The organism is Paramicrobacterium fandaimingii (assembly GCF_011751745.2).
Lineage (GTDB): Bacteria > Actinomycetota > Actinomycetes > Actinomycetales > Microbacteriaceae > Paramicrobacterium > Paramicrobacterium fandaimingii.
Map to the genome: position 1 here is coordinate 2,248,384 of NZ_CP061170.1, position 24,409 is coordinate 2,272,792.

At 62.9% G+C, this 24,409-nt stretch carries 23 protein-coding genes; 6 read left to right on the forward strand and 17 right to left on the reverse strand.

Annotated features, from left to right (window positions below; all coding sequences use genetic code 11):
• Positions 1-19: 19 nt before the first annotated feature.
• On the reverse strand, positions 20-1,456 hold the full coding sequence (locus HCR84_RS10875) for a phosphomannomutase/phosphoglucomutase (RefSeq protein ID WP_166981087.1): 1,437 nt from the start codon (positions 1,454-1,456) through the stop codon (positions 20-22).
• Positions 1,456-1,665, reverse strand: a complete 210-nt coding sequence (locus HCR84_RS10880; protein WP_166981085.1) for a DUF3499 family protein — start codon at positions 1,663-1,665, stop codon at positions 1,456-1,458. The genes HCR84_RS10875 and HCR84_RS10880 overlap by 1 nt, the downstream gene beginning before the upstream one ends.
• A 74-nt stretch (positions 1,666-1,739) precedes the next feature.
• Here HCR84_RS10880 and HCR84_RS10885 point away from each other — a divergent pair, with 74 nt between their 5' ends.
• Positions 1,740-2,192, forward strand: coding sequence for a hypothetical protein (locus HCR84_RS10885; RefSeq protein WP_235940652.1), 453 nt, complete (start codon positions 1,740-1,742; stop codon positions 2,190-2,192).
• Positions 2,193-2,194: 2 nt separating this feature from the next.
• Here the strand turns inward: HCR84_RS10885 and HCR84_RS10890 are convergent, their stop codons facing one another.
• The 4 genes from HCR84_RS10890 to galE all read right to left on the reverse strand — a co-directional run bounded on the left by HCR84_RS10890 (position 2,195) and on the right by galE (position 8,110).
• Positions 2,195-3,583: a DUF5719 family protein gene (locus HCR84_RS10890; protein ID WP_166981083.1), complete on the reverse strand. Its 1,389-nt coding sequence runs from the start codon at positions 3,581-3,583 to the stop codon at positions 2,195-2,197.
• A complete protein-coding gene (locus HCR84_RS10895) occupies positions 3,570-6,563 on the reverse strand; it encodes a glycosyltransferase family 2 protein (protein ID WP_166981081.1) in 2,994 nt (997 codons plus the stop codon). Before HCR84_RS10895 ends, HCR84_RS10890 begins: the two co-directional genes overlap by 14 nt.
• A gap of 119 nt (positions 6,564-6,682) precedes the next feature.
• Positions 6,683-7,003 carry a WhiB family transcriptional regulator gene (locus HCR84_RS10900; RefSeq protein WP_166981079.1) on the reverse strand — a complete coding sequence of 107 codons (321 nt, stop codon included), beginning with the start codon at positions 7,001-7,003 and terminating at the stop codon, positions 6,683-6,685.
• Between the two features lie 144 nt (positions 7,004-7,147).
• On the reverse strand, positions 7,148-8,110 hold the full coding sequence (galE, locus tag HCR84_RS10905) for a UDP-glucose 4-epimerase GalE (protein WP_166981077.1): 963 nt from the start codon (positions 8,108-8,110) through the stop codon (positions 7,148-7,150).
• Here galE and hrpA point away from each other — a divergent pair.
• The gene (hrpA, locus tag HCR84_RS10910; protein WP_166982012.1) at positions 8,109-12,044 is read left to right on the forward strand and encodes an ATP-dependent RNA helicase HrpA; all 3,936 of its coding nucleotides are present in this window, start codon (positions 8,109-8,111) and stop codon (positions 12,042-12,044) included. The two genes, galE and hrpA, sit on opposite strands and share 2 nt — an antisense overlap.
• On the opposite strand, the gene HCR84_RS17780 is transcribed toward hrpA, so the two are convergent.
• From HCR84_RS17780 to HCR84_RS10925, 4 genes are read right to left on the reverse strand one after another with little or no spacing between them, the layout of a single operon-like run.
• Positions 12,041-12,421, reverse strand: a complete 381-nt coding sequence (locus tag HCR84_RS17780) for a sulfurtransferase (protein ID WP_338040090.1) — start codon at positions 12,419-12,421, stop codon at positions 12,041-12,043. The two genes, hrpA and HCR84_RS17780, sit on opposite strands and share 4 nt — an antisense overlap.
• A gap of 11 nt (positions 12,422-12,432) precedes the next feature.
• Positions 12,433-12,876 carry a sulfurtransferase gene (locus HCR84_RS17785; RefSeq protein WP_338040091.1) on the reverse strand — a complete coding sequence of 148 codons (444 nt, stop codon included), beginning with the start codon at positions 12,874-12,876 and terminating at the stop codon, positions 12,433-12,435.
• A 32-nt stretch (positions 12,877-12,908) separates the two neighbouring features.
• On the reverse strand, positions 12,909-13,679 hold the full coding sequence (locus HCR84_RS10920; RefSeq protein WP_166981075.1) for a thioesterase family protein: 771 nt from the start codon (positions 13,677-13,679) through the stop codon (positions 12,909-12,911).
• A 48-nt stretch (positions 13,680-13,727) separates the two neighbouring features.
• Complete coding sequence (locus HCR84_RS10925) at positions 13,728-14,285, reverse strand: TetR/AcrR family transcriptional regulator (RefSeq protein WP_166981073.1); 558 nt, start codon at positions 14,283-14,285, stop codon at positions 13,728-13,730.
• 37 nt (positions 14,286-14,322) lie between these two features.
• Here HCR84_RS10925 and HCR84_RS10930 point away from each other — a divergent pair, with 37 nt between their 5' ends.
• Positions 14,323-15,510, forward strand: coding sequence for an FAD-dependent oxidoreductase (locus HCR84_RS10930; protein ID WP_244972464.1), 1,188 nt, complete (start codon positions 14,323-14,325; stop codon positions 15,508-15,510).
• Between the two features lie 9 nt (positions 15,511-15,519).
• On the opposite strand, the gene HCR84_RS10935 is transcribed toward HCR84_RS10930, so the two are convergent.
• The 6 genes from HCR84_RS10935 to HCR84_RS10960 form a co-directional block, all read right to left on the reverse strand.
• Entirely contained in the window at positions 15,520-15,849 is a 330-nt protein-coding gene (locus tag HCR84_RS10935) for a nuclear transport factor 2 family protein (protein WP_166981069.1), read from the reverse strand.
• Positions 15,850-16,218: 369 nt separating this feature from the next.
• Entirely contained in the window at positions 16,219-17,199 is a 981-nt protein-coding gene (gene nrdF, locus HCR84_RS10940) for a class 1b ribonucleoside-diphosphate reductase subunit beta (RefSeq protein ID WP_166981067.1), read from the reverse strand.
• 36 nt (positions 17,200-17,235) lie between these two features.
• Positions 17,236-19,365 carry a class 1b ribonucleoside-diphosphate reductase subunit alpha gene (gene nrdE / locus HCR84_RS10945; protein WP_166981065.1) on the reverse strand — a complete coding sequence of 710 codons (2,130 nt, stop codon included), beginning with the start codon at positions 19,363-19,365 and terminating at the stop codon, positions 17,236-17,238.
• Positions 19,362-19,763, reverse strand: coding sequence for a class Ib ribonucleoside-diphosphate reductase assembly flavoprotein NrdI (nrdI, locus tag HCR84_RS10950; protein WP_166981063.1), 402 nt, complete (start codon positions 19,761-19,763; stop codon positions 19,362-19,364). Before nrdI ends, nrdE begins: the two co-directional genes overlap by 4 nt.
• 76 nt (positions 19,764-19,839) lie before the next feature.
• Positions 19,840-20,073 carry a glutaredoxin-like protein NrdH gene (gene nrdH / locus HCR84_RS10955; protein WP_166981061.1) on the reverse strand — a complete coding sequence of 78 codons (234 nt, stop codon included), beginning with the start codon at positions 20,071-20,073 and terminating at the stop codon, positions 19,840-19,842.
• Positions 20,074-20,453: 380 nt separating this feature from the next.
• A complete protein-coding gene (locus HCR84_RS10960; protein ID WP_166981059.1) occupies positions 20,454-21,056 on the reverse strand; it encodes an NADPH-dependent FMN reductase in 603 nt (200 codons plus the stop codon).
• A gap of 224 nt (positions 21,057-21,280) precedes the next feature.
• Between HCR84_RS10960 and HCR84_RS10965 the strand changes: the two genes are divergently transcribed.
• Both HCR84_RS10965 and HCR84_RS17740 read left to right on the forward strand, forming a co-directional pair.
• Positions 21,281-22,450, forward strand: a complete 1,170-nt coding sequence (locus tag HCR84_RS10965; protein ID WP_166981057.1) for an acyl-CoA dehydrogenase family protein — start codon at positions 21,281-21,283, stop codon at positions 22,448-22,450.
• Between the two features lie 57 nt (positions 22,451-22,507).
• Positions 22,508-22,639, forward strand: a complete 132-nt coding sequence (locus HCR84_RS17740; protein WP_268921434.1) for a hypothetical protein — start codon at positions 22,508-22,510, stop codon at positions 22,637-22,639.
• Between the two features lie 22 nt (positions 22,640-22,661).
• Here the strand turns inward: HCR84_RS17740 and HCR84_RS10970 are convergent, their stop codons facing one another.
• Entirely contained in the window at positions 22,662-22,820 is a 159-nt protein-coding gene (locus HCR84_RS10970) for a hypothetical protein (protein ID WP_166981055.1), read from the reverse strand.
• A 160-nt stretch (positions 22,821-22,980) separates the two neighbouring features.
• Here HCR84_RS10970 and HCR84_RS10975 point away from each other — a divergent pair, with 160 nt between their 5' ends.
• Positions 22,981-24,369, forward strand: a complete 1,389-nt coding sequence (locus tag HCR84_RS10975) for an MFS transporter (protein WP_166981053.1) — start codon at positions 22,981-22,983, stop codon at positions 24,367-24,369.
• The last annotated feature ends 40 nt before the right edge of the window (positions 24,370-24,409 follow it).

Here is a 24,409-nt window from a genome sequence, read left to right on the forward strand (position 1 = left end):
GACCATTGTCCCACGCGCGTCAGCGGCGAATGAGCGAGAGCACCTCATCGCGCACCGACTCCATCGTCGCGGCATCTTCACCCTCGACGTTGAGTCGCACAAGGGGCTCAGTGTTCGACGGCCGTACGTTGAACCACCAGAACGGCTCATTCTTCGGGGTGATTCCCGTTACTGTCAGACCGTCCATCTCGTCAAACTCGGCACGCCCCTGAAACGCGTCGACGATGCGGGCGTAGGTCACCGCAACGTCATCGACAGTCGAATTGATCTCGCCCGACTGCTGGTATGGGCTGAACTCGGCGGCAAATTCCGACAGCGGCAGCGGCTGAGAGCCGAGCTCCGCGAGAACGTGCATTGCGGCGAGCATCCCGTTGTCGGCACCCCAGAAGTCGCGAAAATAATAATGGGCAGAGTGCTCTCCGCCGAAAATCGCCCCAGTCTGCCGCATCTGCGCTTTGATGAGCGAGTGCCCGACCCGTGTGCGCACCGGCTCCGCACCGTGGCCTTCGATGATCTCGGGAACGAAGCGGGAGGTGATGAGGTTGTGCAGCACCTGAATCGTCCCCGTGGAACCGTCTTCGCGCTCGCGAGCAATTTCACGCACGGCGACAATCGCCGTCACGGCCGACGGACTGACCGGCTCGCCCGTCTCGTCAACGACGAAGCAGCGATCGGCATCGCCATCGAAGGCGAGCCCCGCATCGGCTCCGCTGTCGATGACCGCGCGTTTGAGATCGACGAGGTTTGCGGGATCGAGAGGGTTCGCCTCGTGATTCGGGAACGTACCGTCGAGTTCGAAATACAGGGGGATGATGTCGAGGGGCAGCGCGTCAAGCCCCGCGGCCCGTCCGAGAACAGCGGGCACCGTCATGCCTCCCATTCCGTTGCCCGCGTCGACGACGATGCGCAATTGTCGAATCTGCTCGAGCGGAACGAATGTTCGCAGCGCCCGCGCATAGTCGGCAAGCACGTCGGCTGAACGCTCCGACCCGGGAGCATCGGCGACAGGGATGCCCGACTCCAGGTATCTGATCGCGCGGTCTCTGATGGCTCCGAGCCCTGTGTCGAACGACAGCGACTGCGCTCCGGGCCGGGACATCTTGATTCCGTTGTACGTCGCGGGGTTGTGGCTCGCCGTGAACATGGCGGCCGCGGCATCCATTGACCCCGATGCGAAGTAGCTCTCGTCTGTGGAGCAGAGACCGATCGACACGACATTGCCTCCGCGCGCACGGACTCCTGCCGCAAATGCCGCGGCAAACCGGGGGGACGAGTCGCGCATGTCGTGGCCGACAACGACGTCGGCTCCGGCTGCCTCGATCTCGTCGACGAATGCCGCTCCGACCGCCTCGATGATCTCGTCTGTCAGGTCGACATCGACAAGTCCGCGCACATCGTATGTTTTCACGGCGGCGGTGAGTCTCTCGGCGGCCGACCGCCCCTGCTTCGCGCCCACTATGCCTCCGTCTGGCTTGCATGTCTGATGATCTGCCACCCTTGCGGGGTGGAAAGCCGGTCGGCGTGACGTGCACACAAATCGTAGCTGTGCGGCTCTCGTGACAGGCCGAGCGGCCCGAGCGCGGCCATCTGATCCGCGTAGTCGTAGGTGAGGGTCGAGACAGCCTCTCGGCTGCACCCGACTCGAGAGCAGATTCTTTCGTCCATCCGGATTAGTTTACGATGACTTCGACGCCCGCACGTCACCCCAGAGCGGGGCTTTCCTGGCCTACGATTGAAACATGGGCAGACGGATCGCCGGACGAGGCAGACGAGAGATGTTTCCACGCCCAGCGCTTCGGCACGACAGACACGGGCGGTCAGGCAGAAGCTCCGTCGTGCGGCCCCCGCTGCGCCCTCTCGCGGGACGAAGCGACCTGTTCTCGGTGAGTGTTGCCGCCGCGGCCGAGTATCTGCGCGGCGCCTACCCGCACGAGCTGGGCGATGTGACGTTTCTGCTGGCGAGCATGCCGACGGCAGCCCAGCACGGTGACCGAATCGACCGCTGGAGTATCGACAGAGACGCGCGGACGATCGTGCTCTACCGCGTTCCCGTGCAACGACTCACCCGACTGCACATGAACGATGACCTTCATCGACGCATGGCCGCTGAGAGCTACACCTTTCAGGCCGCAGCCGAATATCTCGGACTGGACCCGTGGGAGCTCGACCTCGGCGGTCACGACCCGCATTGACGTCAGCGAACAGAGACGTCGATCGGCTCCGACGCTGGTTTCGGCGCGGTAATCGTGAACGACGACACCGAGCCTCCACCCGCATAGCTCACGGCAGCGAGAACAGCGGCGTCTGGCGTGACGGTCACCGGGCCCTCGAGGGGAGAGACGTGGGACGCTTGCGCGTCGATCGTCACTGATTGCGAGCCGATTTCGACAGTCATCTCCGCGTCGCTGGGGTTGTGAAGCACGAGACTGCGCCCGGGCCCAGACGCCGCATCGACGACGAAGGGCGCGTCAAGATCCGGCGCCGCAGCGAACCACGAGAAATCTCCGGTTTTGTCATCGGCAACGCTTGTTCGCGCCGCGGCGACGACAGGCTGGCTCGATTCGAGGTGGATGCTGTATCGCCCTGCGGGCAGGTCTCCCAGAGGGTATTCGCCCACCGCGCCCGTGGCGACGTCGACGTCGATTGTCGACACGCTCTTCCCTGACTCGTCTGAGACGGTCGCAGAGACGTGAGTTGGCTTGCCGCTCGGAGAAAAGACCCGCAACGAGGGGCGACGATCATCGTATTCCTGCGTCGACTTCTTGGGCTGGCCCGAGTAGATCTGCACACCGGGAATCGTCGTCGACACCGACGGGTCGGTGCCTCGACCCGCCATCTCAATGCCCGCGGGAACGAGACCTCGAATGGATGACTGCTGCACCCACGATTGAATGTCGGCTCCCGTGCTGGTCACGTGCACGACCGGCGTGATCGTGTTTGGGGCGATGCCCGCGAGAGTGACAACCTTCTGCGTTCCCGCTTCCACAAGAATCCCGAGCCCGTTTGGGCTGTCGATCGGCCCGTTCTCTCCGGTGACGACGATGTCGACAGTCGCGTCGACGCCGGAGGGATTGTTCAGCATCACGAGACTCGTGCGTCCGATGTCTGTCGATCCGGCGACAAGCCACGCCTCAGAGCTGGTCTCCTGACACTCGGCCGCGGCAAATCCCGCGAGGGTGTCAGAATCAACAGACTGAGATTGGCTCGCACCCATCGTGTCGGAGGGGCCCTCGGCCGGAAGCGTGAGAATGGCCGGACCGTGATCGTCTGAACTCACGTCAGGCGCATTCAGCCACGTCGGGGCGACAGCGCTTCCATCGTCAGCCGAGGCAGCCAGCGTGGCATCGCCGACGGGAGTGAGCGCCGTCGCGGCTGCCGCGTCTTTGCCCACCTCGAGCAGACTCCCCGGGCAGACGCGCAGCTGGTCGGCGGCCTCGGGAGTCACGGTTGTCTGTGATGCATCGGCGCTGTAGTGCGGCAGATCGACGAGAAGCGCGGCACCAACGATGACGGCGAGCCCGAACGCCGTCGCGGCTCCTGCTCCGATGCGCATTCCGAAACGCAGTCGCTTATTCACGGTCATCTCCCGTCTCATCCGTCTTCTCGGCCCCATCGTCCGTGGATCGTGCCGGCGGCTCCGCGCCGGGAAGCGTCACGACATCCGCCCACTCCGGTTCGGCCTCGGCATCCGGGTCCGCGAGGAAATCTTGATCATCGAGGGGATCGCGAACGACCATGCCCTCGTTGTTATCACGCCGTCCGACGGTGCGTGGGCTCATGCGCGCGGCCTCACGCGAGCTGCTCGTTGGAATGGCCATGAGCAGCGCGATGAGCGTCATCGCGATAAGCGCGGCGAGCGAGAGAACCGTGCCGACAGAGCGCACATCTCCGGCCTCACGGCCCGTCACCTCGTCCGCGGTGCGCCACAGTGTTCCCACCTGGGTCACTCCGACGTTCTCGAGTTCGGCATTCGCGTCGAGGGCCGTCTCGGCACGGACCGCGATGGCCTGCTGCTCTTCGCTCGCTGAATCGGGCGTTGCGGTGAGCAGCAGAAACTCGATTCCTTGCTTCTGCAGGTCGGGGGTGAACGCGCGTCCGCTCACCGAGACGATGTTTCCGGTCAGACGGGCAAGGTCTCCGTTCGCGTCAGCGACGAGCGCACCGGTGTTCACCAGCGTCGATTGGCTGTCGAGAAACTCCCCCGTGCCTCGAATGACCGTCGCAACAACGGTTCCGTCGTCTGTCGGCGTGATGCGCAGGGTGCCGAGCCCCGGGTCGCCATCGGCGGCGGCGGTGACATAGGCGGGAAGGGTTCGCCCGTCGCTCGACGCGATGGCACCCGCGCCGAGCGGCACGATCAGCAGGGCAGGGGCGGCAAGTGCGGCAACGGATATGCCGGAGACGATCGCGGGGATGCTCCCGCGGATTCTCAGGCTGTCGCAGGTCGACACGGCAGCGCCGACAATTCCAAGCCACATGAGGCTGAGTCCTGGGCCGGGCCAGATGCTCGTCGCCTCGACGCCGACGAAGGTGACGGCGATGTGCGCGGAGGCGAGCGCCGTGGCGAAGCCGAGCGCAGCGACGCCCCACAGGGCGACACGGCGCAACACGCCGGGAATGAAGAGCCCGAAGAGACCCACGAGTGCAACGAGCCCCACCAAGACGGGCACGCCGACCTCGATCAGCGTTGGCGGCAGACCGAGGGCTGCCGCAGCATCGCGCCATCCGGCCAGCCCCGCCTGGGGAAGTCCGAGAAGCAGATCGGTGACGCTGACATCGGGCGAGCCAAGCGGTTTGCCCGGGTCGGCGAGCAGGGCGAGCCAGCGACCGCCCACAACGCCCTGCTGCCAGATGAGCGGTCCGAACAGCGCGAGAAGCGGCACGGGAATGAACAGCACGCGGCCGAAACGAGCACGCGCGATCAGCACAGCGGCGAGCCACAGAATGAGCAGGGCGGGAATCAGAGACGGCGCGCAGGCCGCGACAAGGGCGAGCACGAGGGATGCCGCTGCAGCGGCACCCCACGAGCGCGCCGCAACGACGCCCGCCGAGAAGAGCACGGGAAGCAGAATGTGCGCAAGGACGGCCGCCGGCCGCCCCTCCGCGAGGGCAAGCAGGAACGCGGGCGACAACGTCCACGCGATGGCGCCGAGGTTGCGGTAGCCGCTGCGCTCGGTGAGTCGCGTTGCGGCGAACCAGGCGGTGAGCGTCGCGAGGGGCAGCGCGAGAATCCAGAGAATGATGAGCGAATACGATGGCTGCCAGAAGGTGAGAGTGCCGAGAATCGCAAGCACAACGGCGAACGGATCGGCCGCGCCGACGAAGCCATCGCCGACACTTCGCCAGCCGTACCCGATGTTCTGCCATAGACCCCAGACATCATCGCTGAGCGGAAGCAGGCCACCGCCAGACAGCGTGGTCGCGGGAACAAACCTGATGAACAGGATCGCCCCGACGACGACCGACGCCAGAAGAATCCACCCACCGCCGCCCGTGAAGAACCGCAGATCGCCTCTCTCGACGGACCCGAGGGGAACGCCATCTTCTCGCTCGAGACGTTTGCGTCGAGTGTGCTCTCGGGTTGAAATCTTGAGATCGGCGAGTGCTGACCAGCCGACAACCTTTGCCGAGGCGAGCCGTCTGCGCGCAGCGGGCACGTGCGTCCCCCCGAATGCGACCCAGGCAGCGGCACGAAACTCCGCTGCGATCAGTTCTGGCTGCTTTCGAATGAGCAGCCAGATCGACCGCACGATTGCGAGCGGAATCAGCAGAAGCCAGGTCCAGAAGACGGAAACGGCGGGCGCGTACACGAGACGGCGGTGGAGTTCCGCGGCTCTCGCCAACCGTGCGCGCTTGTATTTGACGCTCCATCGACGCGACCGCGGCGCACCGGCGATTCCATCACCGGAGACGGCGACTGTCGATCCCGGCGCGAGAACGACGCGCTTTCCGGTGAGACGAGCGCGAATGCAGAAGTCGAGGCCGTCGTCGATGGGCCCGAGAGCCGGGTCGAAGCCGTCAAGGTCACGCCACACCGTTCGGCGCACGAGCATGCCGGGCGAGGCAACGGCAAGAACATCGCTCATCGTGTCGTACTGACCCTGATCGAGCTGATCGTCGACGTACGTGACGGTCTTGCCGTGCGTCGTCACCGTTTCGCCGACTCCTCTGAGTCGAGAAGCGTCATTCCAGTCGACCAGCTTCGGGCCGGCGACCGCCGCGGAGGGCGCCGTCTCAAAGCGAGCCAGCAGCCGCTCAAGCGCTCTCTTCTGTGGGGCGTTGTCTTGAGCAAGGAGCCAGAGAAACTCGTCGTCGCTCTCGGGGTCGGCGAGGGTGCGTTCCCCCTCGGCGAGCGCCCTGCCGAAGGTCAGCTGCTCTTTCGAGGTGACGAGCCGATCAACGCGGCGTTCCTCAAGGAGCCCCCGCACCTCGTCAGAGGCGTCGAAGGCGATGGCGACCACCGCATCGGCGCGACGCGTCTGTTCGTCGAGCGCGTCGAGGGTGCGGCGCAGGTGCTCGACGTCGCGATGGGCGACGACGAGTGCAGTGACTCGTGTTTCCATATGCGCTCAGCTTATGTCGGCTTGCTCGGCTGAGCCGTTGCGGCGCGCCAATTAACGAAGTGGGGGCGCTGTCAATGCAGATGCATCTCCAGCGCCCCGCTTTCGCGCAGCTGAACGCGTCAGCTCGCCTGCTTCTTGAGCCTGCGGCGTTCGCGCTCTGACAGCCCTCCCCAAATGCCGAAGCGCTCGTCGTTCATAAGCGCATACTCAAGACATTCAGATCGCACTTCGCAACTGTCGCAGATGCGTTTTGCATCTCGAGTCGAGCCGCCCTTTTCTGGAAAGAACGCCTCTGGATCAGTCTGCGCGCAGAGCGCATCTGCCTGCCATGCCAACGGATTGTCATCATCGACGTCCCGTCGAACTCCAGGGACCCCCAACTGAATCGGGTCAACGAACCAGTCATCGGGAACTCCGGAACGATATTCTGGCAATGCCATACCGTCTCCCCACCTTGTGTTACCCGCAACACGCCGGTTGGCGTGTTCTTCAGTAAATTACACCCCTGTAATTCGATTCGGTCAAGTCGCAGATGGTAAACCCTCAACTCACTATCGAGGGTTTACGACTCGCCCCGAGTTCTCTCATTGTGCTGTGCGTCGTGCTTCCCACGCGCTCGACACCATGTCGGCGAGGCTGTGGCGCATCGTCCAGTCGAGGTCGCGAGCGGCGCGCGCGCCCGTCGAAACGATGCGTGCGGGGTCACCGAGGCGGCGAGGGGCAATCTGCGGAGTGAAGTCGATCTTTGTCACGTCAGCCACCGTCTGCATGATCTCGCCAACGGAGACGCCGTCACCCGAGCCGAGGTTGTACACGGGCTCGATCGGCTCACCGGCGTCGAGGCGCTTGGCCGCCGCGACGTGCGATGCCGCAAGATCGGCGACGTGAATGTAGTCGCGTACGCAGGTGCCGTCTGGCGTCGCATAGTCGTTTCCGTTGATGCGCGGCGTCTGCCCGCCGAGCAATGCGTCGAACACGAGGGGAAACAGGTTGTGCGGGCTCGTGTCATAGACATCGGAGTACCCGGAGCCGACCACGTTGAAGTAGCGAAGCGAGGTGTGGGCGAGGCCCGTGGCAATTGCTTCGTCCCGCAGCATCCATTCGCCGATCAGTTTGGACTCGCCGTACGGTGACTCGGGAGATTTCGGAGTGTCTTCCGTGACGAGATCGACGTCGGGGGTTCCGTACACGGCGGCGCTCGACGAAAAAACGACTTTGCGCACAGCGGAATTCTGCATGGCCTGAAGAAGCACGGCGGTGCCCGTGACGTTCTGCTCATAGGTGTGAAGCGGCTTCTGAACGGAGACTCCCGCATATTTGAAGCCGGCGACGTGCACAACCCCTGTGACGTTGTGCTCGGCGAATGTGCGCTCGAGCAGGTCGCGGTCAAGGATTGAGCCGCGCACGAACGGAACCGATTCGGGAACGAATGATTCGTGGCCGCTGGAGAGGTTGTCGAGAACAACGACGTCGATTCCCTCGGCGCCAAAAGCCCGAACGACGTGCGCGCCAATGTACCCGGCGCCTCCGGTGACCAACCAGGCCATGTGCCCTCCTCGAAATCATGACGGGGATGCTCGCCCCGCAACGAGCATAGCGACGACACAGCCGGGCAGCCACACGCGGCTAGAATGGAGAGCTATGTCATTTTCGATCTCGTACCCGCCTGAGCTGCCCGTCAGCCAGATGCGCGACGACATCGCCGCGGCGATCCGCGATCATCAAGTCGTGATCGTCGCGGGAGCAACGGGTTCGGGCAAGACCACCCAGCTGCCCAAGATCTGCCTCGAGCTAGGCCGCGACTCAATCGGGCACACACAGCCGCGGCGCCTCGCGGCGCGAACGATCGCCGAGCGCATCGCCGACGAGCTCGGCTCCGAGCTCGGAAGCACGGTCGGCTACCAGGTGCGCTTCACCGACCGCGTGTCGAAAGACACCCGCATCAAGCTGATGACAGACGGCATTCTGCTCAATGAGATTCACCGAGACCGGATGCTGCGCGCCTACGACACCATCATCATCGACGAGGCGCACGAGCGAAGTCTCAACATCGATTTTCTGCTCGGCTATTTCAAGCGCCTGCTGCCCCAGCGTCCCGACCTCAAACTCATCATCACGTCGGCGACGATCGATCCCGAGAGCTTCTCGCGGCACTTCGACGACGCTCCCATCGTCGAGGTCTCCGGCCGCACCTACCCCGTTGAGATTCGGTATCGCCCTCTCGTCGCCGACGACGACAGCGACGACGCTGACGACGAAGACGCCTCGCATTCGTCGACAGACGAGCGAACCGTCGTCGACGGCATCAGCGACGCGCTCGACGAGCTCGCCGCAGAGTCACTCGGCGACGTTCTCGTGTTTCTCAGCGGCGAGGCCGAAATTCGGGATGCCGCCGATGCGCTGCGCAGCAAATTCGCTCACGAGCGCGGCGGCGTCACCGAAGTGCTCCCCCTCTATGGGAGATTGAGCTCGGCCGATCAGCACAAGGTGTTTCAACCGAGCACGCTCGTCGGCGTCAAGAGACGAGTCGTGCTCGCAACGAACGTCGCCGAGACGAGCCTCACCGTTCCCGGCATCCGCTTTGTGATCGATGCCGGAACAGCACGCGTCTCGCGCTACAGCGCGCGGTCGAAGGTTCAGCGCCTTCCGATCGAGCCGATCTCGCAGGCGTCGGCGAGTCAGCGCTCGGGGCGCTCGGGTCGCACAAGTTCCGGAATCGCGATCCGTCTCTACTCCGAAGACGACTTTGCACGACGCCCGGAGTTCACCGAGCCGGAGATTCTGCGCACAAACCTCGCCGCCGTGATTCTGCAGATGGTTTCGCTCGGCCTCGGCGAAATTCAGGAGTTTCCGTTTCTGCAGCCGCCCGATTCCCGCGGCATCAAAGACGGCGTCGATCTGCTCACCGAGCTCGGCGCTCTGAAGGGGGGAGAATCGGTCGAGAAGCAGCTGCGCCTCACGTCGGTCGGTCGGGATCTGTCGCGCCTGCCGATCGATCCTCGCTTCGCGCGCATGGTCGTCGAGTCGAAGCAGTGGAACACGTCTCGCGAGGTGCTGGTGATCGTCGCTGCGCTCACCATTCAAGACCCGCGCGAGCGCCCGCTCGAAAAGCGCCAGCAGGCAGACGAGCTGCACGGCAGATTCACCGATCCGACAAGTGATTTCCTCTCGCTTCTCGGCCTCTGGAACTACCTCGAGAAGCAGCAGCGCGAGCTCTCGTCAAGCGCGTTCCGACGCCTGTGCAAACGCGAGTTTCTCAACTACCTTCGCGTGCGCGAATGGCAAGACGTCGTCAGGCAGCTGCGTCGGCTGGCAAAGCCACTCGGGCTGACAATCGGAGACCCGGCGGCGAACCCTGACGGCATCCATCGGTCCCTTCTTGCCGGTTTGCTCTCGCATATCGGTCTGAAGGATGCCGCGGCAGCATCCGCTCGCAAGGGCCAGCGTTCCGGCGGGCCGCCGAAGAAGGGCGACTACATCGGCGCCCGCAATACGCGGTTCGTGCTCTTTCCGGGTTCAGCGCTGGCGAAGAAGCAGCCAAACGCGGTGATGAGCGCCGAACTCGTCGAAACCAGCAGGCTCTTCGCCCGTACGAATGCCGCGATCGATCCCGCCTGGGCCGAGCAGATCGCCGGCGACCTCTGCAAGCGCAGCTATTCAGAGCCGCATTGGGAGAAGAAGCAGGGCTCCGTCGTCGCCTTTGAGAAGGTGACGCTCTTCGGGGTGCCGATCGTTCCGCGTCGGCGCATGCAGTATGCGCGCATCGACAAGGCGCTCTGCCGCGAGCTGTTCATCAGACACGCCCTCGTCGCCGGCGAGTGGGAGTCTCCGCAGTCGTTTGACAGGGCGAACACCCGGCTGCGGCGCGAACTCGCTCAGGTAGAGGAACGCACACGCCGGCGCGACATTCTGTTCGACGACGAGGCTGTCTTCGATTTCTACGACGCCAGGGTGCCAGCAGACGTCGTGTCGACGCGCACGTTCGAGGGCTGGTGGCGCACGACGCGCGAAGCCACTCCCGATCTGCTCACGATGAGTCCTGACGATCTGCTTCCCGCCGACGTTCCGACAATTGACGAGCAGGCATTTCCGCCATCATGGCGGCAGGGAGACCAGACCCTCACGCTCAGCTACCGGTTCGAGCCGGGCGCCGAGGGCGACGGCGTCACCGCCACCGTTCCGCTCGCCCTGCTGCCCCGCCTCTCCCCCGCTGGCTTCGACTGGCAGGTGCCCGGATTGCGCCACGACCTTGTCACGTCGCTCATCAAGTCGCTTCCCAAACCGCTGCGGCGCAACATCGTTCCTGCGGCCGATTGGGCGACGAAGCTGATGGCGGAGCTCCCCGATACCCCACCAGAGCCGGAATCGACGGATGCAGACACGCTCATGGCGTCGCTGGCCATTGCTGTGAAACGCCTGGCCTACATGCCGATCGACGCGACGGACTTCGACGTCGATCGCGTGCCCGATCATCTCAAGATCACGTTCCGCGTTGTCGATGAGAAAGGGCGCGACGTCGCGGCATCCAAAGATCTGCGCAAGCTGCAGCAGCGCCTCGGGTCCCGCATGCGCGACAGTGTGGCGCGCGTGGCAAGCGCCCGCGTGCCGAACCGCATCGAGCGGCGCGGTCTGACCACGTGGGACTTCGATGATCTGCCCCGCTTCGTCGATACGAAGCAGACGGCCGGGGTCATTCGCGGCTACCCGGCGCTCGTCGACGAGGGCGACAGCGTGGCGATTCGCATTGAGGCGTCAGAGAGCGATCAGCGCGCAGCGATGCCGGGCGGCATCCGTCGCCTTCTGCTGCTGGCGACGGCGAACCCGGCGTCTTACGTGCAGTCTCACCTGACCTCCGCAGAAAAGCTGACGCTCGGGGCGAGCCCATACCCATCGACGTCGCGCCTCTTTGACGATTGCCTCATCGCTGTCGTTGACGACGTGCTCTTTCGCATGCACCCGAGTGGCATGATCGTGACGCGCGCGCAGTTCGACGCCGTGCGCGACCGGGTGTCGGCCTCCGTCATGGATGCCATGTTCGAGACAGTGTCGCTCACGGCCCACACGCTGACGGCGGCACGCGACGCGCAGAAGGCGCTTTCGGCGGCGACGAGCCTCGCGCTTCTTCCGGCCGTGAGTGATGCAAAGGCACAGCTCGACGGTCTCATCTTCACCGACTTTGTCTCGCGCACGGGTCGCGCGCAGCTTCAGCATCTGCCTCGATATCTCGCGGCCATAGCCCACAGGGCGCAGAAGCTTCCCGACAATCCCAGCAGGGACCGCGCGTGGATGCTCGATGTGCAGAAGGCGACCGAGCGATTCGAGAGGGCAGGCGGCAGCATCCCTCTCGATCGACGTGCCCCCGACACGATCGTGCAGGCGAGATGGATGCTCGAGGAGCTGCGTGTCAGCTACTTCGCTCAACACCTCGGCACGGCATACACCGTGTCACCCCAGCGCATCGCGAAGGTTCTCGCGGGTTAGTTCTCGCCCGTCGCTGCCGGACGATCTGCATGGTTCGACCACTGGCTCCAGGAACCGGGGAACACAGCCGACTCGACGCCGATCTCGTGCAGAGCGAGCACCGTGTGCGCGGCGGTGACCCCCGAACCGCAGTACGTGCCCACAGGAGCGCCCGGCTCCGCCCCGACACGGGCGAAGACGCGCCGCAGCTCATCGGCATCCCGAAATCTGCCGTCGACGAGGTAGCCCTCGGATGGCACGTTCACGGCCCCGGGAACGTGGCCGGCCCGCGGATCCAGCGGCTCACTTTCACCGCGAAACCGCTCTGCGGCTCGCGAATCGATCAAGGTTCCGTGCTGAGCCAGCGCAGCCGCGGCATCCATGTCGAGCGTCGGCATGTGCCCGGCGCTCAACTCCACATCACCGCTGATCGGCTCGACCGCCCCGTCTCCAGCGGCAGACCGGCCGCCCTCCACGCATCGATTCCGCCGTTCAGCACCCGCACGTCGGCAAGTCCGGCCCAGCGAAGCAGCCACCATGCCCGTGCGGCGCCCATGATGTTCCAGGCGTCGTACGCCACAACGGCGTCACCGCGGCGAATGCCCAAGCGCCGAGCCGTCGACTGCAGCGCGTCGATGTCGGGAAGCGGGTGGCGCCCCTCCGTCGCGGGCAATCCTTGCGCGGCAAGGTCGGCATCGAGGTCGACGTATACGGCCCCGGGCAGATGCCCGCGAATGTAGTCGTCGCGACCGTCAGGCTTCGCGAGCGTCCAGCGCACATCGAGAAGCCGCACGGTCGACCGTTCCCGCAGCATCCGCTCTACCTGCTCTGGTGTCACGAGTGCCGATCTCATGTGGCTGGTCCCCTCATCGTGTGGCAGGTTGATCATCGCCGGCGCAGCGTGAGAATCTGCTCGACGCGCGCGAACGGGCCCGTCTCATCGTTCAGGATGCTGGAAGTCAGGCCGACACCATCTGGACCGTACTGCTGAACGCCGTCGATTCCGAGCCAGTCGCCCCGGGGCAGCCGATGCACGTGAATCTGCAGGTCGACGTTGGGGTACAGCAGCTTCGCCGGATGCTCGCGCGCCGAGAGGCCGTTCGCGGTATCGGCGAGCCGCACGAGGTGAGCGAGCGGCGACACGTCGCCCGAATCGACAAGCGGATGCTGCGATCGCAGCCACGTCTGCCGTGAGCCGGGCCGAGGCTCTCCCAGGGTGCGAAACTCGAGAGACTCGATGTATCCCCCGGGCCACGGCGACATCCCGTCCCACCGCTCAGCGTCCCGAAGCGGCTGCAGAGGCGCGTCTTCGATGCCGGCGAGGTCGCTGGTGTCTGACGTGGCCAGCAGCCAGGCCCGAGCCGAGATGGCAACGCGGTCGCCGCAGATCATCTCTGCCTGCACGAGTTCGATCGTGCGCCCTGGCCGCAGCACCTGCGTGCGCACCTCGAACTCGCCCGCGTGAATGATCCCGTAGATCTCAAAGCTGAGTCTCGCGATCCGCATCCCCTCTGTGGCGAATTCGCGGTCGATCACCTCGGTCAGCAGCCCCGACGCCGGCGCCATGTGCTGTTCGTGCTCGTTCCACGCGCCTTGCGCATGGATCGTCGATTCAAATCTCTCGTCGCCGAGATCGCGGTAATACGGCTCACTCATCGTCTTCAGTCTGCCACGGAGAGCCGGTTCCAACGGCCGTCTGCCCCGTCAGCGCATCATGGAGAGCAGGTGGGCGGCAAGCTGCCGCCGCGTCAGCATCGTGAGTATTGGCAGTTCGAGCACGTATCGCCCGAAGACCACGCCGACGATCGCCGTGGTCATATATCGCGCGCGCTCCTGGCCGAAGGCGGTGACAAGCGGTTCGAATACCGCGTGCCGCAGGTATTCCTGCAGAGCTGCCGCACCCGCATCGCCAGAACTCAGGTGGCGCGCGAAGCCGACGAGCCGCTGCCCGTGTTCCGGATGCTCCCACACGACGATGAGTCCGTGAACGAGTCGTTCGATATCGATCTGTCCACGGCCATCCGTCGCGGCGGCGACCATCTGGTGCGGTGCTGCACTGAGCGCGACGGCCGCGGCGATCAGGGCATCACGTGAGCCGAAGTGATAATTGACCAACGTGTGGCTCACGCCAACCTCGGCTGCCAGATCTCGCGCCGAGACCCGCGTCAGATCGCCCGCCTCAAAATGCCGCCGTGCGGCTTCAAGCAGCTGATCGCGCGCCGGACTCCGGCCGTGAGGGCGCCCCCGCCGGTTATTGACCATGCTCGCATCATGGCACGCATCGGTCGATGCTGAGCGTATGAACAGCACATATGAAGCAGACTGCGTGGTCGTCGGTGGCGGGCCCGCAGGGTTGATGACGGGTTTTCTCCTTGCCCGTTCGGGAGTCGAGACGATCGTCGTCGAAAAGCACGCTGACTTCCTGAGGGACTTTCGCGGAGACACGATCCATCCCTCAACGCAGGAGCTGCTCGTCGAGCTCGGCCTCCTCGACGACTTCCTCAGTCGGCCCCATGCCGATGTCACGAAGGTAACAATGAGCTGGAATGGCGTAGAACTCACACTCGCCGATTTCAGCCATCTGCCCACGCGGCGCAAGCTTCTCTCGTTCATGCCCCAATGGGACTTTCTCGACATGATCGCCGACGCCAGCGCGCAGGTGCCCGCCTTCCGGCTCATCCGCTCGACACAGGTCACCGACGTCATTCGCGAGGGTGGTCGCATCTCCGGGGTGACAGCGAGCGGTCCAGACGGAGAGGTCACGCTCAAGGCCAAGCTTGTGATCGGTGCCGATGGGCGCGATTCGTCTGTGCGTGCTGCCGCGGGCCTCTCCCCCGTCGGCGCTGCTGCGGCGATGGACGTGCTGTGGTTCCGCCTCGCCAAGTCTCCGGGAGAGACGTATCCGTTCATTCAGGCGGGAGCCGGCATGATCATCACCATCGACCGCGACGATTTCTTCCAGATCGCCCACGTGATTCCGGCCGGAAGCTGGTCGGGGACCGACTCCGACGTTCAGCTGATGAAACAGCGCATTATGCACATCTCCCCGCGCATGGCGGATGCCGCGGCAGACATCACTGCCGATGATGTGCACGTGCTTCGCGTGCGTCTCGAGAGGCTTCGCCGTTGGTACGAAGACGGCCTCCTCTGCATCGGCGATGCAGCGCACGCCATGTCTCCGGCAGGCGGCGTCGGCATCAATCTGGCGATTCAGGATGCTGTTGCCGCAGCGCGGCTCCTTGCACCGGTGCTGCAACGCGGCGTGCCGACGCCAGCGGCCCTCAAGCGCGTGCAGAGGCGCAGAAGCTTTCCCGCACGCGTCACGCAGCGTGTGCAGCGCACGCTGCAAGGCCCGTTGCTGGCGTCGCACGCCCCGGGCACGCCGCTCCCGCTCCCGCTTCGCCTGCTCCGCAACGTGCCCGTGCTCTCGCGGCTGACCGGGAGGTTTGTCGGCCTCGGCATCCGCAGAGAATCGACTCTCTCGTGACCGTCCGCCTCAGCTAATGCGCAGCTCCGCGATGCTGCCGTCGCGCACGACGAAATCGAGTGGGCCTGTTCCATTGAAGCCGTTGCCCGTGACGTTCACTGTGACGGCGTACGACCCGTCCTGCGCCCCGGGAGCGATGGCGACGACCTCGAAGTGCGTCTGCTTACCAATATTGTCAGTCCGGTCCCAGCTGCGAACGCCGTCGCGACCGGAGAACTCACGACCCCAGTCGTTTAAGTAGGCGTCCTCAGAGAATGCAGCGACGAACCGCTCGGTGTCGCCAGAATTGGTTGCGTCGATGAACTCCTGAATGGGGCCAGGGAGAGATGCTGTACTCACGAAAATTTCCTTCCGTCTCGCTTCTACGCACGAGCGTCCGGCGCGAGGGGCGCACTCTGCCGATCGGGTGGGCCGATCGGGTAGAAGACGTCGTGCCAAATACCGCCATAAACCGTCCTAACCAGTTTGCTCCTCTGACAGTCTCTCGTGTGCAACTTTTCGTGTGCGGCTGTGAGCGGGTTCAGCGCGATAATTCGTGCTGTTGCCCACCCAGCCTCGGTGTGCGAGCCGCGTCTGTAACGGCCGCGCCCCGGTCCGCGAGTGACTCGAAGCGATCAGAGCGAGGAGGCAGAAAAAAGCCAGGGCCCGCAGATCTCTGCGGGCCCTGGTTGCGCATCCGCCCGCTTGGGCGTCGCATGAATTCCGGGCTTAGAAGTCCCAGTCCTCGTCTTCAGTCGAGACAGCCTTGCCGATCACATACGACGAACCCGACCCGCTGAAGAAGTCATGGTTCTCGTCTGCGTTGGGCGAGAGCGCCGAGAGGATCGACGGGTTCACGTCGGTGGCCGTGCTGGGGAACATTGGTTCGTAGCCGAGGTTCATCAGCGCCTTGTTGGCGTTGTAGTGCAAGAACTTCTTGACGTCTTCGGTGAGACCGACGCCGTCGTAGAGGTCTTGCGTGTACTGCACCTCGTTCTCGTAGAGCTCGTACATGAGGTTGAACGTGTAGTCCTTGAGCTCGTCGCGCTCGGCCTGGCTGACCTTCTCGAGGCCCTTCTGGTACTTGTAGCCGATGTAGTACCCGTGCACGGCCTCGTCGCGGATGATCAACCTGATGAGGTCGGCTGTGTTGGTGAGCTTGGCCCGGCTCGACCAGTACATCGGCAGGTAGAAGCCCGAGTAGAACAGGAACGATTCGAGAAGCGTCGAGGCGACCTTGCGCTTGAGCGGGTCGTCACCACGGTAGTAGTCCATGATGATCGCTGCCTTGCGCTGCAGGTTCTCGTTCTCGACAGACCAACGGAATGCCTCGTCGATCTCCTTGGTTGAGCACAGCGTCGAGAAGATCGACGAGTAGCTCTTGGCATGCACCGATTCCATGAACGCAATGTTCGTGTAGACGGCCTCTTCGTGCGGTGTCACTGCGTCAGGAATGAGCGAGACAGCACCGACGGTGCCCTGAATCGTGTCCAGCAGCGTCAAACCGGTGAACACGCGCATTGTGAGCTCTTGCTCTTTCGCGTTCAGCGTGTTCCACGATTGCACGTCGTTGGAGAGCGGCACTTTCTCGGGGAGCCAGAAGTTTCCGGTGAGACGGTGCCACACCTCGACATCTTTCTCGTCTTCGATGCGGTTCCAGTTGATCGCTTGAACCTGTTCAACCAGTTTCAGCTTCTCGGGGGGAGTCACGGGTTCTCTCTGCCTTTCGGGTATTCGTCAGTCAGCTCAGAGCATGCAGCTGACGCACTCGCTCACGTCAGTGCCCTCGAGGGCGAGCTGTCGGAGGCGAATGTAGTAAATCGTCTTGATGCCCTTGCGCCATGCGTAGATCTGCGCGCGGTTGATGTCGCGGGTCGTCGCGGTGTCCTTGAAGAACAGCGTGAGCGAGAGTCCCTGATCAACGTGCTGCGTGGCTGCGGCGTAGGTGTCGATGATCTTCTCGTAGCCGATCTCGTAGGCGTCGGTGTAGTACTCGAGGTTGTCGTTCGTCATGAACGGCGCCGGGTAGTACACGCGGCCGATCTTGCCTTCCTTGCGAATCTCGATCTTCGACGCGATCGGGTGGATCGACGACGTCGAATTGTTGATGTACGAGATCGATCCTGTCGGAGGCACGGCCTGGAGATTCTGGTTGTAGATGCCGTGCTCCTGCACGTCACGCTTGAGCTCCGACCAGTCTTCCTGGGTCGGAATGTGCACGTGTGCGAACAGCTCGCGCACGCGCTCGGTCTCCGGCTCCCACACCGCATCCGTGTACTTATCGAAGAACTCCCCCGAGGCGTACGTCGAATCGGCGAATCCTTCAAAGGCTTCGCCGCGCTCTTTTGCGATCGCGTTTGACGCGCGAAGGGCGTGGAAGAGCACCGTGTAGAAGTAGATGTTCGTGAAGTCGATGCCCTCGGTGCTGCCGTAGTGCACACGCTCACGAGCAAGATAGCCGTGCAGGTTCATCTGCCCAAGTCCGATGGCGTGCGACTTGTCGTTGCCGTCTTCGATGGAACGGACAGAGCTGATGTGGCTCTGGTCAGACACCGACGTGAGACCGCGAATCGATGTCTCGATGCTCAGCCCGAAGTCGGGCGAGTCCATCGTCAATGCGATGTTCTGCGAGCCGAGGTTGCACGAGATGTCCTTGCCGATCTGGTCGTAAGACAGGTCGGTGTTGTATGTGGTCGGCGTGTTCACCTGCAGAATCTCCGAGCAGAGGTTCGACATGTTGATTCGGCCCTTGATCGGGTTTGCCTTGTTCACCGTGTCTTCGAAGACGACGTAGGGGTAACCGGACTCGAACTGAATCTCGGCGATTGTCTGGAAGAACTCGCGCGCATTGATCTTCGTCTTCTTGATGCGCGCGTCGTCCACCATCTCCTGATACTTCTCGGACACGGAGATGTCGCCGAACGGCACACCATAGACGCGCTCAACGTCGTACGGCGAGAAGAGGTACATGTCCTCGCCCTTCTTAGCGAGGTCAAAGGTGATGTCGGGAATCACGACGCCGAGCGACAGCGTCTTGATGCGGATCTTCTCGTCGGCGTTCTCGCGCTTGGTGTCGAGGAAGCGCAGAATGTCGGGGTGGTGCGCGTTGAGGTAGACGGCACCGGCACCCTGGCGGGCTCCGAGCTGGTTGGCGTAGCTGAATGAGTCTTCGAGGAGCTTCATCACGGGGATGATTCCGGACGACTGGTTTTCGATCTGCTTGATCGGCGCGCCGGACTCACGGATGTTCGACAGCAGCAGCGCAACGCCTCCGCCGCGCTTCGACAGCTGGAGCGATGAGTTGATGCCCCGAGAGATCGACTCCATGTTGTCTTCGATGCGCAGCAGGAAGCACGATACAAGCTCTCCGCGCTGGGCCTTGCCTGAGTTCAGGAATGTCGGTGTCGCCGGCTGGAAGCGCCCGGCGATGATCTCTTCGACAAGGCTGACGGCGAGCTTCTCATCACCGTTTGCGAGGCCGAGGGCCGTCATGACGACGCGATCCTCAAAGCGCTCGAGGTACCGCTTTCCGTCGAAGGTCTTCAGCGTGTACGAGGTGTAGTACTTGAACGCGCCGAGGAATGTCTGAAAACGGAACTTCTTCGAGTAGGCAAGGTCGTTGAGCCGCTGGATGAAGTCGAACGAGTACTGGTCAAGAACCTCTTTCTCGTAATACTCCTTCTCAACGAGGTAGTCCAGCCGCTCTTTCAGCGAGTGGAAGAAGACGGTGTTCTGGTTGACATGCTGCAGGAAGAACTCGCGTGCAGCCTCTTTGTCTTTGTCGAACTGAATCTCGCCGTTGGGGCCATACAGATTGAGCATGGCGTTGAGCGCGTGGTAGTCCATTCCGCTCTCCGTCGCGATCGCGTCGGTCATTGTCGCTTCCAAAATTGATCCAATCCTTCGTGAACGACGTTCACGTCGTCCGGGGTTCCAAAAAGTTCAAAACGATAGAGAGTCGGCACCGTGCATTTTGCCGAGATGATGTCGCCTGCGAGGCAGTACGCCTCGCCAAAATTTGTATTTCCTGCGGCAATGACTCCCCTGATCAGGTTCCGGTTCTCCTCATCATTGAGGAACCGGATCACCTGCTTGGGCACGGCGCCGTGGCCGTTTCCTCCGCCGTACGTCGGCGTGACGAGCACGAAAGGCTCATCTACCTTCAGCCCAGGGTCTTTCGCGTACAGCGGTATTCGCCGCGCGGGCATCCCGAGCTTCTCGACAAACCGGTGCGTATTCCCCGAAACACTTGAGAAATAGACCAGTCGTGTCATTGTGAGTCACCTCCCATGACGATGCGGACGTGACGACGGATGGTGCCGCCACGCAAAGCACGGCACCCGAGTGCCGCTAGCCGAGCCGTTCAGCGAGTTCGCTGATCTTGTCGGGACGAAACCCCGACCAGTGTTCATCATCGGCAATGACGACGGGCGCCTGGAGGTAGCCGAGAGCCTTGACCTGCTCGAGCGCCGATTCGTCTTCAGAAAGATCGTGAACTTCGTACTCGAGACCCTTGCTGTCGAGCGCGCGGTAGGTCGCCGTGCACTGAACGCATGAAGGCTTGGTGTAAACCGTGATTGCCATGTTTGAAGACCTTTCCCAACCTAAAAATCTTATTGTTCCCCGGCATTCCCCCGCCGGGCTTCCAATACTACATATAGTTCTCTGTTTTGAGGAGAACCCCTAGGGATAGTAGTTACAGGGATGTAGTTTTCCACCGGACTTTCCACCGATTTTGGCGAGTTATCCACCGGTTATCCACTGCTCGCCCCACACTGAATACAACACTGAAATGGCCGAATACCTGCCCTTTCACTGCTGGGAATCTCCTCTTCATCCACAACACAAAAAATACGCCGACCCACCGACATTCTGTCGGCGTGTCGGCGTGTCGGCGCGTGTCGAACCATCGGCGCATGTTTGCGACCGACACAACGTCGGATCATGCGCGTCGGAACGCGTGGTCAGGCAACTCCCCCTGCGACGAGCTGGGGCTCGACGGCTGCGAACGACTGTCGCACTCCGCCGATCATACGCACGCAGCTCCTGCTGATCTGCGAATTTCCGTCGAAGTCGAATCCGCGCACGCGTGCCTGCAGATCCGTGATCGCGACGACGGGTCGAGTGACGCTCATTCCCCTCGCCTGCAGCGAGTCGCCGAGTCGCCGTGAGAGCCTCTTCGCGTCGCGCCCATAGGTCACAAGGCCAACGCGCTTGCCGTGCCACTCGCGATTCAGGTAGTCGAGTGCGTTTCGAACGACGGGCGAGAACCCGTCGCCATACGCCGGGGCAACGAAGATGACGGCGTCGGCACGGGCGACGCGCTCGCTCCAGGCTCGAGAATGGGCGTTGGCATATCCCTGGCCACCGTCAAGAACGGGCTCGTCCATGAATGGCAGCTGCTCCTCCATGAGATCGACGAAATCAACGTCGATGTCGGGGACATCACCGAGATGGTCATGCACCCAGAGGGCGATCGGGAGGGCAACACGTCCGGGGCGAACGCTGCCGAGGACGAGCATGATGCGTAGGGGACGCTCGCTCGGCCGGGGGGAGTTTATAGACATGATCTCGCTCTTCTGAGGAGTTTCGCGGGTGGGGACTTCAGGGTTTCGCCGGCTAGGGACCGGCTCTTCTCCATTCTGTTCCGACCAGGCGGAGAATTCTCACCCCAGTAATGGGGATAAAACATGAGCAATCATCATTTATGGTCGGAATCCATCGCCGCCCCGCACGATTTCGACACGGTGGGAACATAGAGGAAGCACCAGCACCGACGATCCAACGCACAATGGAGGAGAGAAGCATGGCCGAATTGCTGCCAGACACGCTGCTTGAGCGCATCCGCTCGCGAGCCGCTGGACTCGACAAAAACAATGAGTTCTTCGATGACGACCTCGCTGAGCTTGTGCAGTCCGGGTACCTGACTGCATTTGTTCCGCACTCCCTTGGCGGGCCCGGATTGACCCTCGTTGACGTGTCGCGGCTGCAACGCCGCCTCGCCTCCGCTGCGCCGGCAACGGCGCTTGCCGTCAATATGCATCTCATCTGGACCGGAGTGGCGCGTCAGCTGCATGACCGTGGTGACTCCTCGCTGGATTTCGTTCTGACAGGAGCCGCTCAGGGCGAAATCTATGCGTTCGGAATCAGCGAGGCAGGAAACGACCTTGTGCTGGTCGGTTCGAACTCAGAGGCACGCCCAGACGACGACGGGGGCTACTCGTTCTACGGAACGAAGATCTTCACGTCGCTTGCTCCCGCGTGGACCGTGCTGGGCACGATGGGGCTCGATTCGACGTCAGACGACGCGCCCAAGGTCGTCTATGGGTTCGTGCGCCGCGAGGACGGAGGCTTCACGATCAAGAACGATTGGGACACCGTTGGCATGCGCGCGACGCAGAGCCGCACGACCGTGCTCGAGGGAGCACATGCGGCAGCGGATGCCGTCGTGCGCCGCCTTGTGCCTGGCCCCAACCCCGACCCGCTGATCTTCGGAATATCCTCCAACTTTCAGCTTCTCGTCGCCAGCGTGTACACGGGCCTTGCCGAGCGGGCCCTTGAACTGGCAATCGAAGCCGCAAAAAAGCGAACGTCGAAGCAGAACAACAACTCTCCATACTCCGATGACCCGGTTCTGCGCTGGAGGATCGCAGACGCCTGGATGGCTCTCGATGCGATACCTGCCCAGATCGAACGCACCGCGAGTGACATCGCAGACGGGATCGATCACGGCAGTCTGTGGTTTCCAAAGGTTTCTGCGGTGAAGGTGCGAGCCACCGACACAGCGCGCTCCGTCGTCGATCAGGCAATCGCCGTCGCCGGCGGTGGCAGCTATTTCTCGCGCAGCGAACTGGGACGTCTCTATCGGGATGTACTCGCCGGCATGTTCCATCCTTCGAATTCGGATGCCGCGCACAAAGCAGCGGCGAACGGATTGCTCGGCCCGACAACAGAGGTCTGACTCCGCCGACGTTCCCGACGTCTTGACCCGCCTTCGGCGTCGTCGCAGGATAGTGATATGAGCGACGAGGTAACGCCGAGCGGAGACCCGGCCTGCTGGCTGAGTCAGGTGTGCGACGAGTGCGGTGCTCTCATCGACGATGACTCAGACACCTGCTGGCGCTGCGGAACGGTGCGAACGAAAGGCTGAGTTCACCCGCGAGCTTCGTTGGCTATCGCTTCGACAGAATGTGTGCCGGGATGCCGAACGAAAGGCACACAAGCAGGATGCCTGCGAAGAAGATCGCTGCTTGAAATGCGGCCGCGTTGAAGGCAACTCCGAAAAGGAAGAGCCCGACGACGAAAAGCAGGAACGAGATGATGAAGCCCATACGGCTCATCCTATCCGAGCAAACTCCCGCGGGCTGCCACCGCCGGTGTTTTAAACCGACTTCCGCGTCGAAATGGGTGACAAATGACGTCAAGCGCGGCATGATTGCCCCACTGCCACCTGGCACGCACAGAACGTTGTTGCAGAGGGGATGAATCTCAATGTCATCGAATGCAGGGGAGAACAGCGAACCTGAGGCGGAGTATTCGGCGCCGAGCGTCGATTCGCCGGAAGGTCGCAAAACCATCAGGCGGGCGATCGGCGCATCCGCAATCGGAAACGCGACAGAATGGTACGACTACGGCGTCTACTCGGTAGCAGTCACGTACATCACGGCGAACTTCTTCTCGGGAGGAACCGTCTGGGCACTCGCCACGTTCGCCATCTCGTTCCTGGTGAGACCGCTCGGTGGTCTCGTCTGGGGGCCCCTCGGTGACCGGCTCGGGCGCAAAGCGGTTCTCGCCTTGACGATCGTCATGATGGCGGGTTCGACGACGGTGATCGGTCTACTGCCGAATTTCGACGTCATCGGCTATTGGGCTCCAGGGCTGTTGATCTTCCTCCGCATGGTGCAGGGCTTCTCAACCGGCGGCGAGTACGGCGGTGCGGCAACGTTCATGGCCGAGTACTCCCCCGACAAGAAGCGCGGGTTTTTCGGCAGCTTCCTCGAGTTCGGAACCCTCTTCGGTTTTGTGCTCGGAACGGCATTCGTCTTGGTGCTGAGCCTCATTATCGGTGAGGACGCCATGATGGCCTGGGGCTGGAGAATCCCGTTCCTCCTCGCAGCCCCCATGGGGCTCATCGGTGTGTATCTTCGCAGCAAGATGGAGGACACACCTGTCTTCCGCGAGATGGAGGACACCCAGCAGCTCGAGCAGTCCGCGACAGGCGGGTTGAAGGACCTCGTGATGCGGTACTGGCGTCCGCTGCTCGCGATGGGCGGACTCGTCGTCGCGTTGAATGTCACGAACTACACGTTGCTCACCTACATGCCCACGTACCTCGAAACGCAGATCAACATGAGCAAGGACGGTTCCCTGCTTCTGATCATCATCGGGGAGCTGTGCATGATGGCGATCATCCCGTTCTCGGGCAGCATCTCCGACAAAGTCGGTCGACGACCGATGTGGGCTGTGTCGCTGATCGGACTCATCGTCGCAGCCATTCCCATGTACATGCTCATGGGAACAGGGTTCGTCGGCGCGCTGATCGGCTTCGCCGTCCTCGGAATCCTCTACGTGATCCAACTGTCGACGATATCTGCCACGTTCCCCGCCATGTTCCCGACGCAGGTGCGCTACGCCGGCTTTGCCATCACCTACAACGTGGCAACAGCGATTTTCGGCGGTACGGCACCGGCGGTGAACGAGGGCTTGATCGATGCAACGGGCAACCTTCTCATTCCGGCCTTCTACATGATGGCTGCCTGCATCGTCGGTCTCATCGCCCTCAAATTCGTTCCGGAGACCGCGGGCGCTTCCATTCGCGGTTCGGAGATTCCCACGTCGGAAATCGCCGTCGTCGGCGGGTCGGACGGTTCAAAGGAGTAATGGGTAACTGACGCGCCCGCGGCTCCGCTCGTCGTTCGAG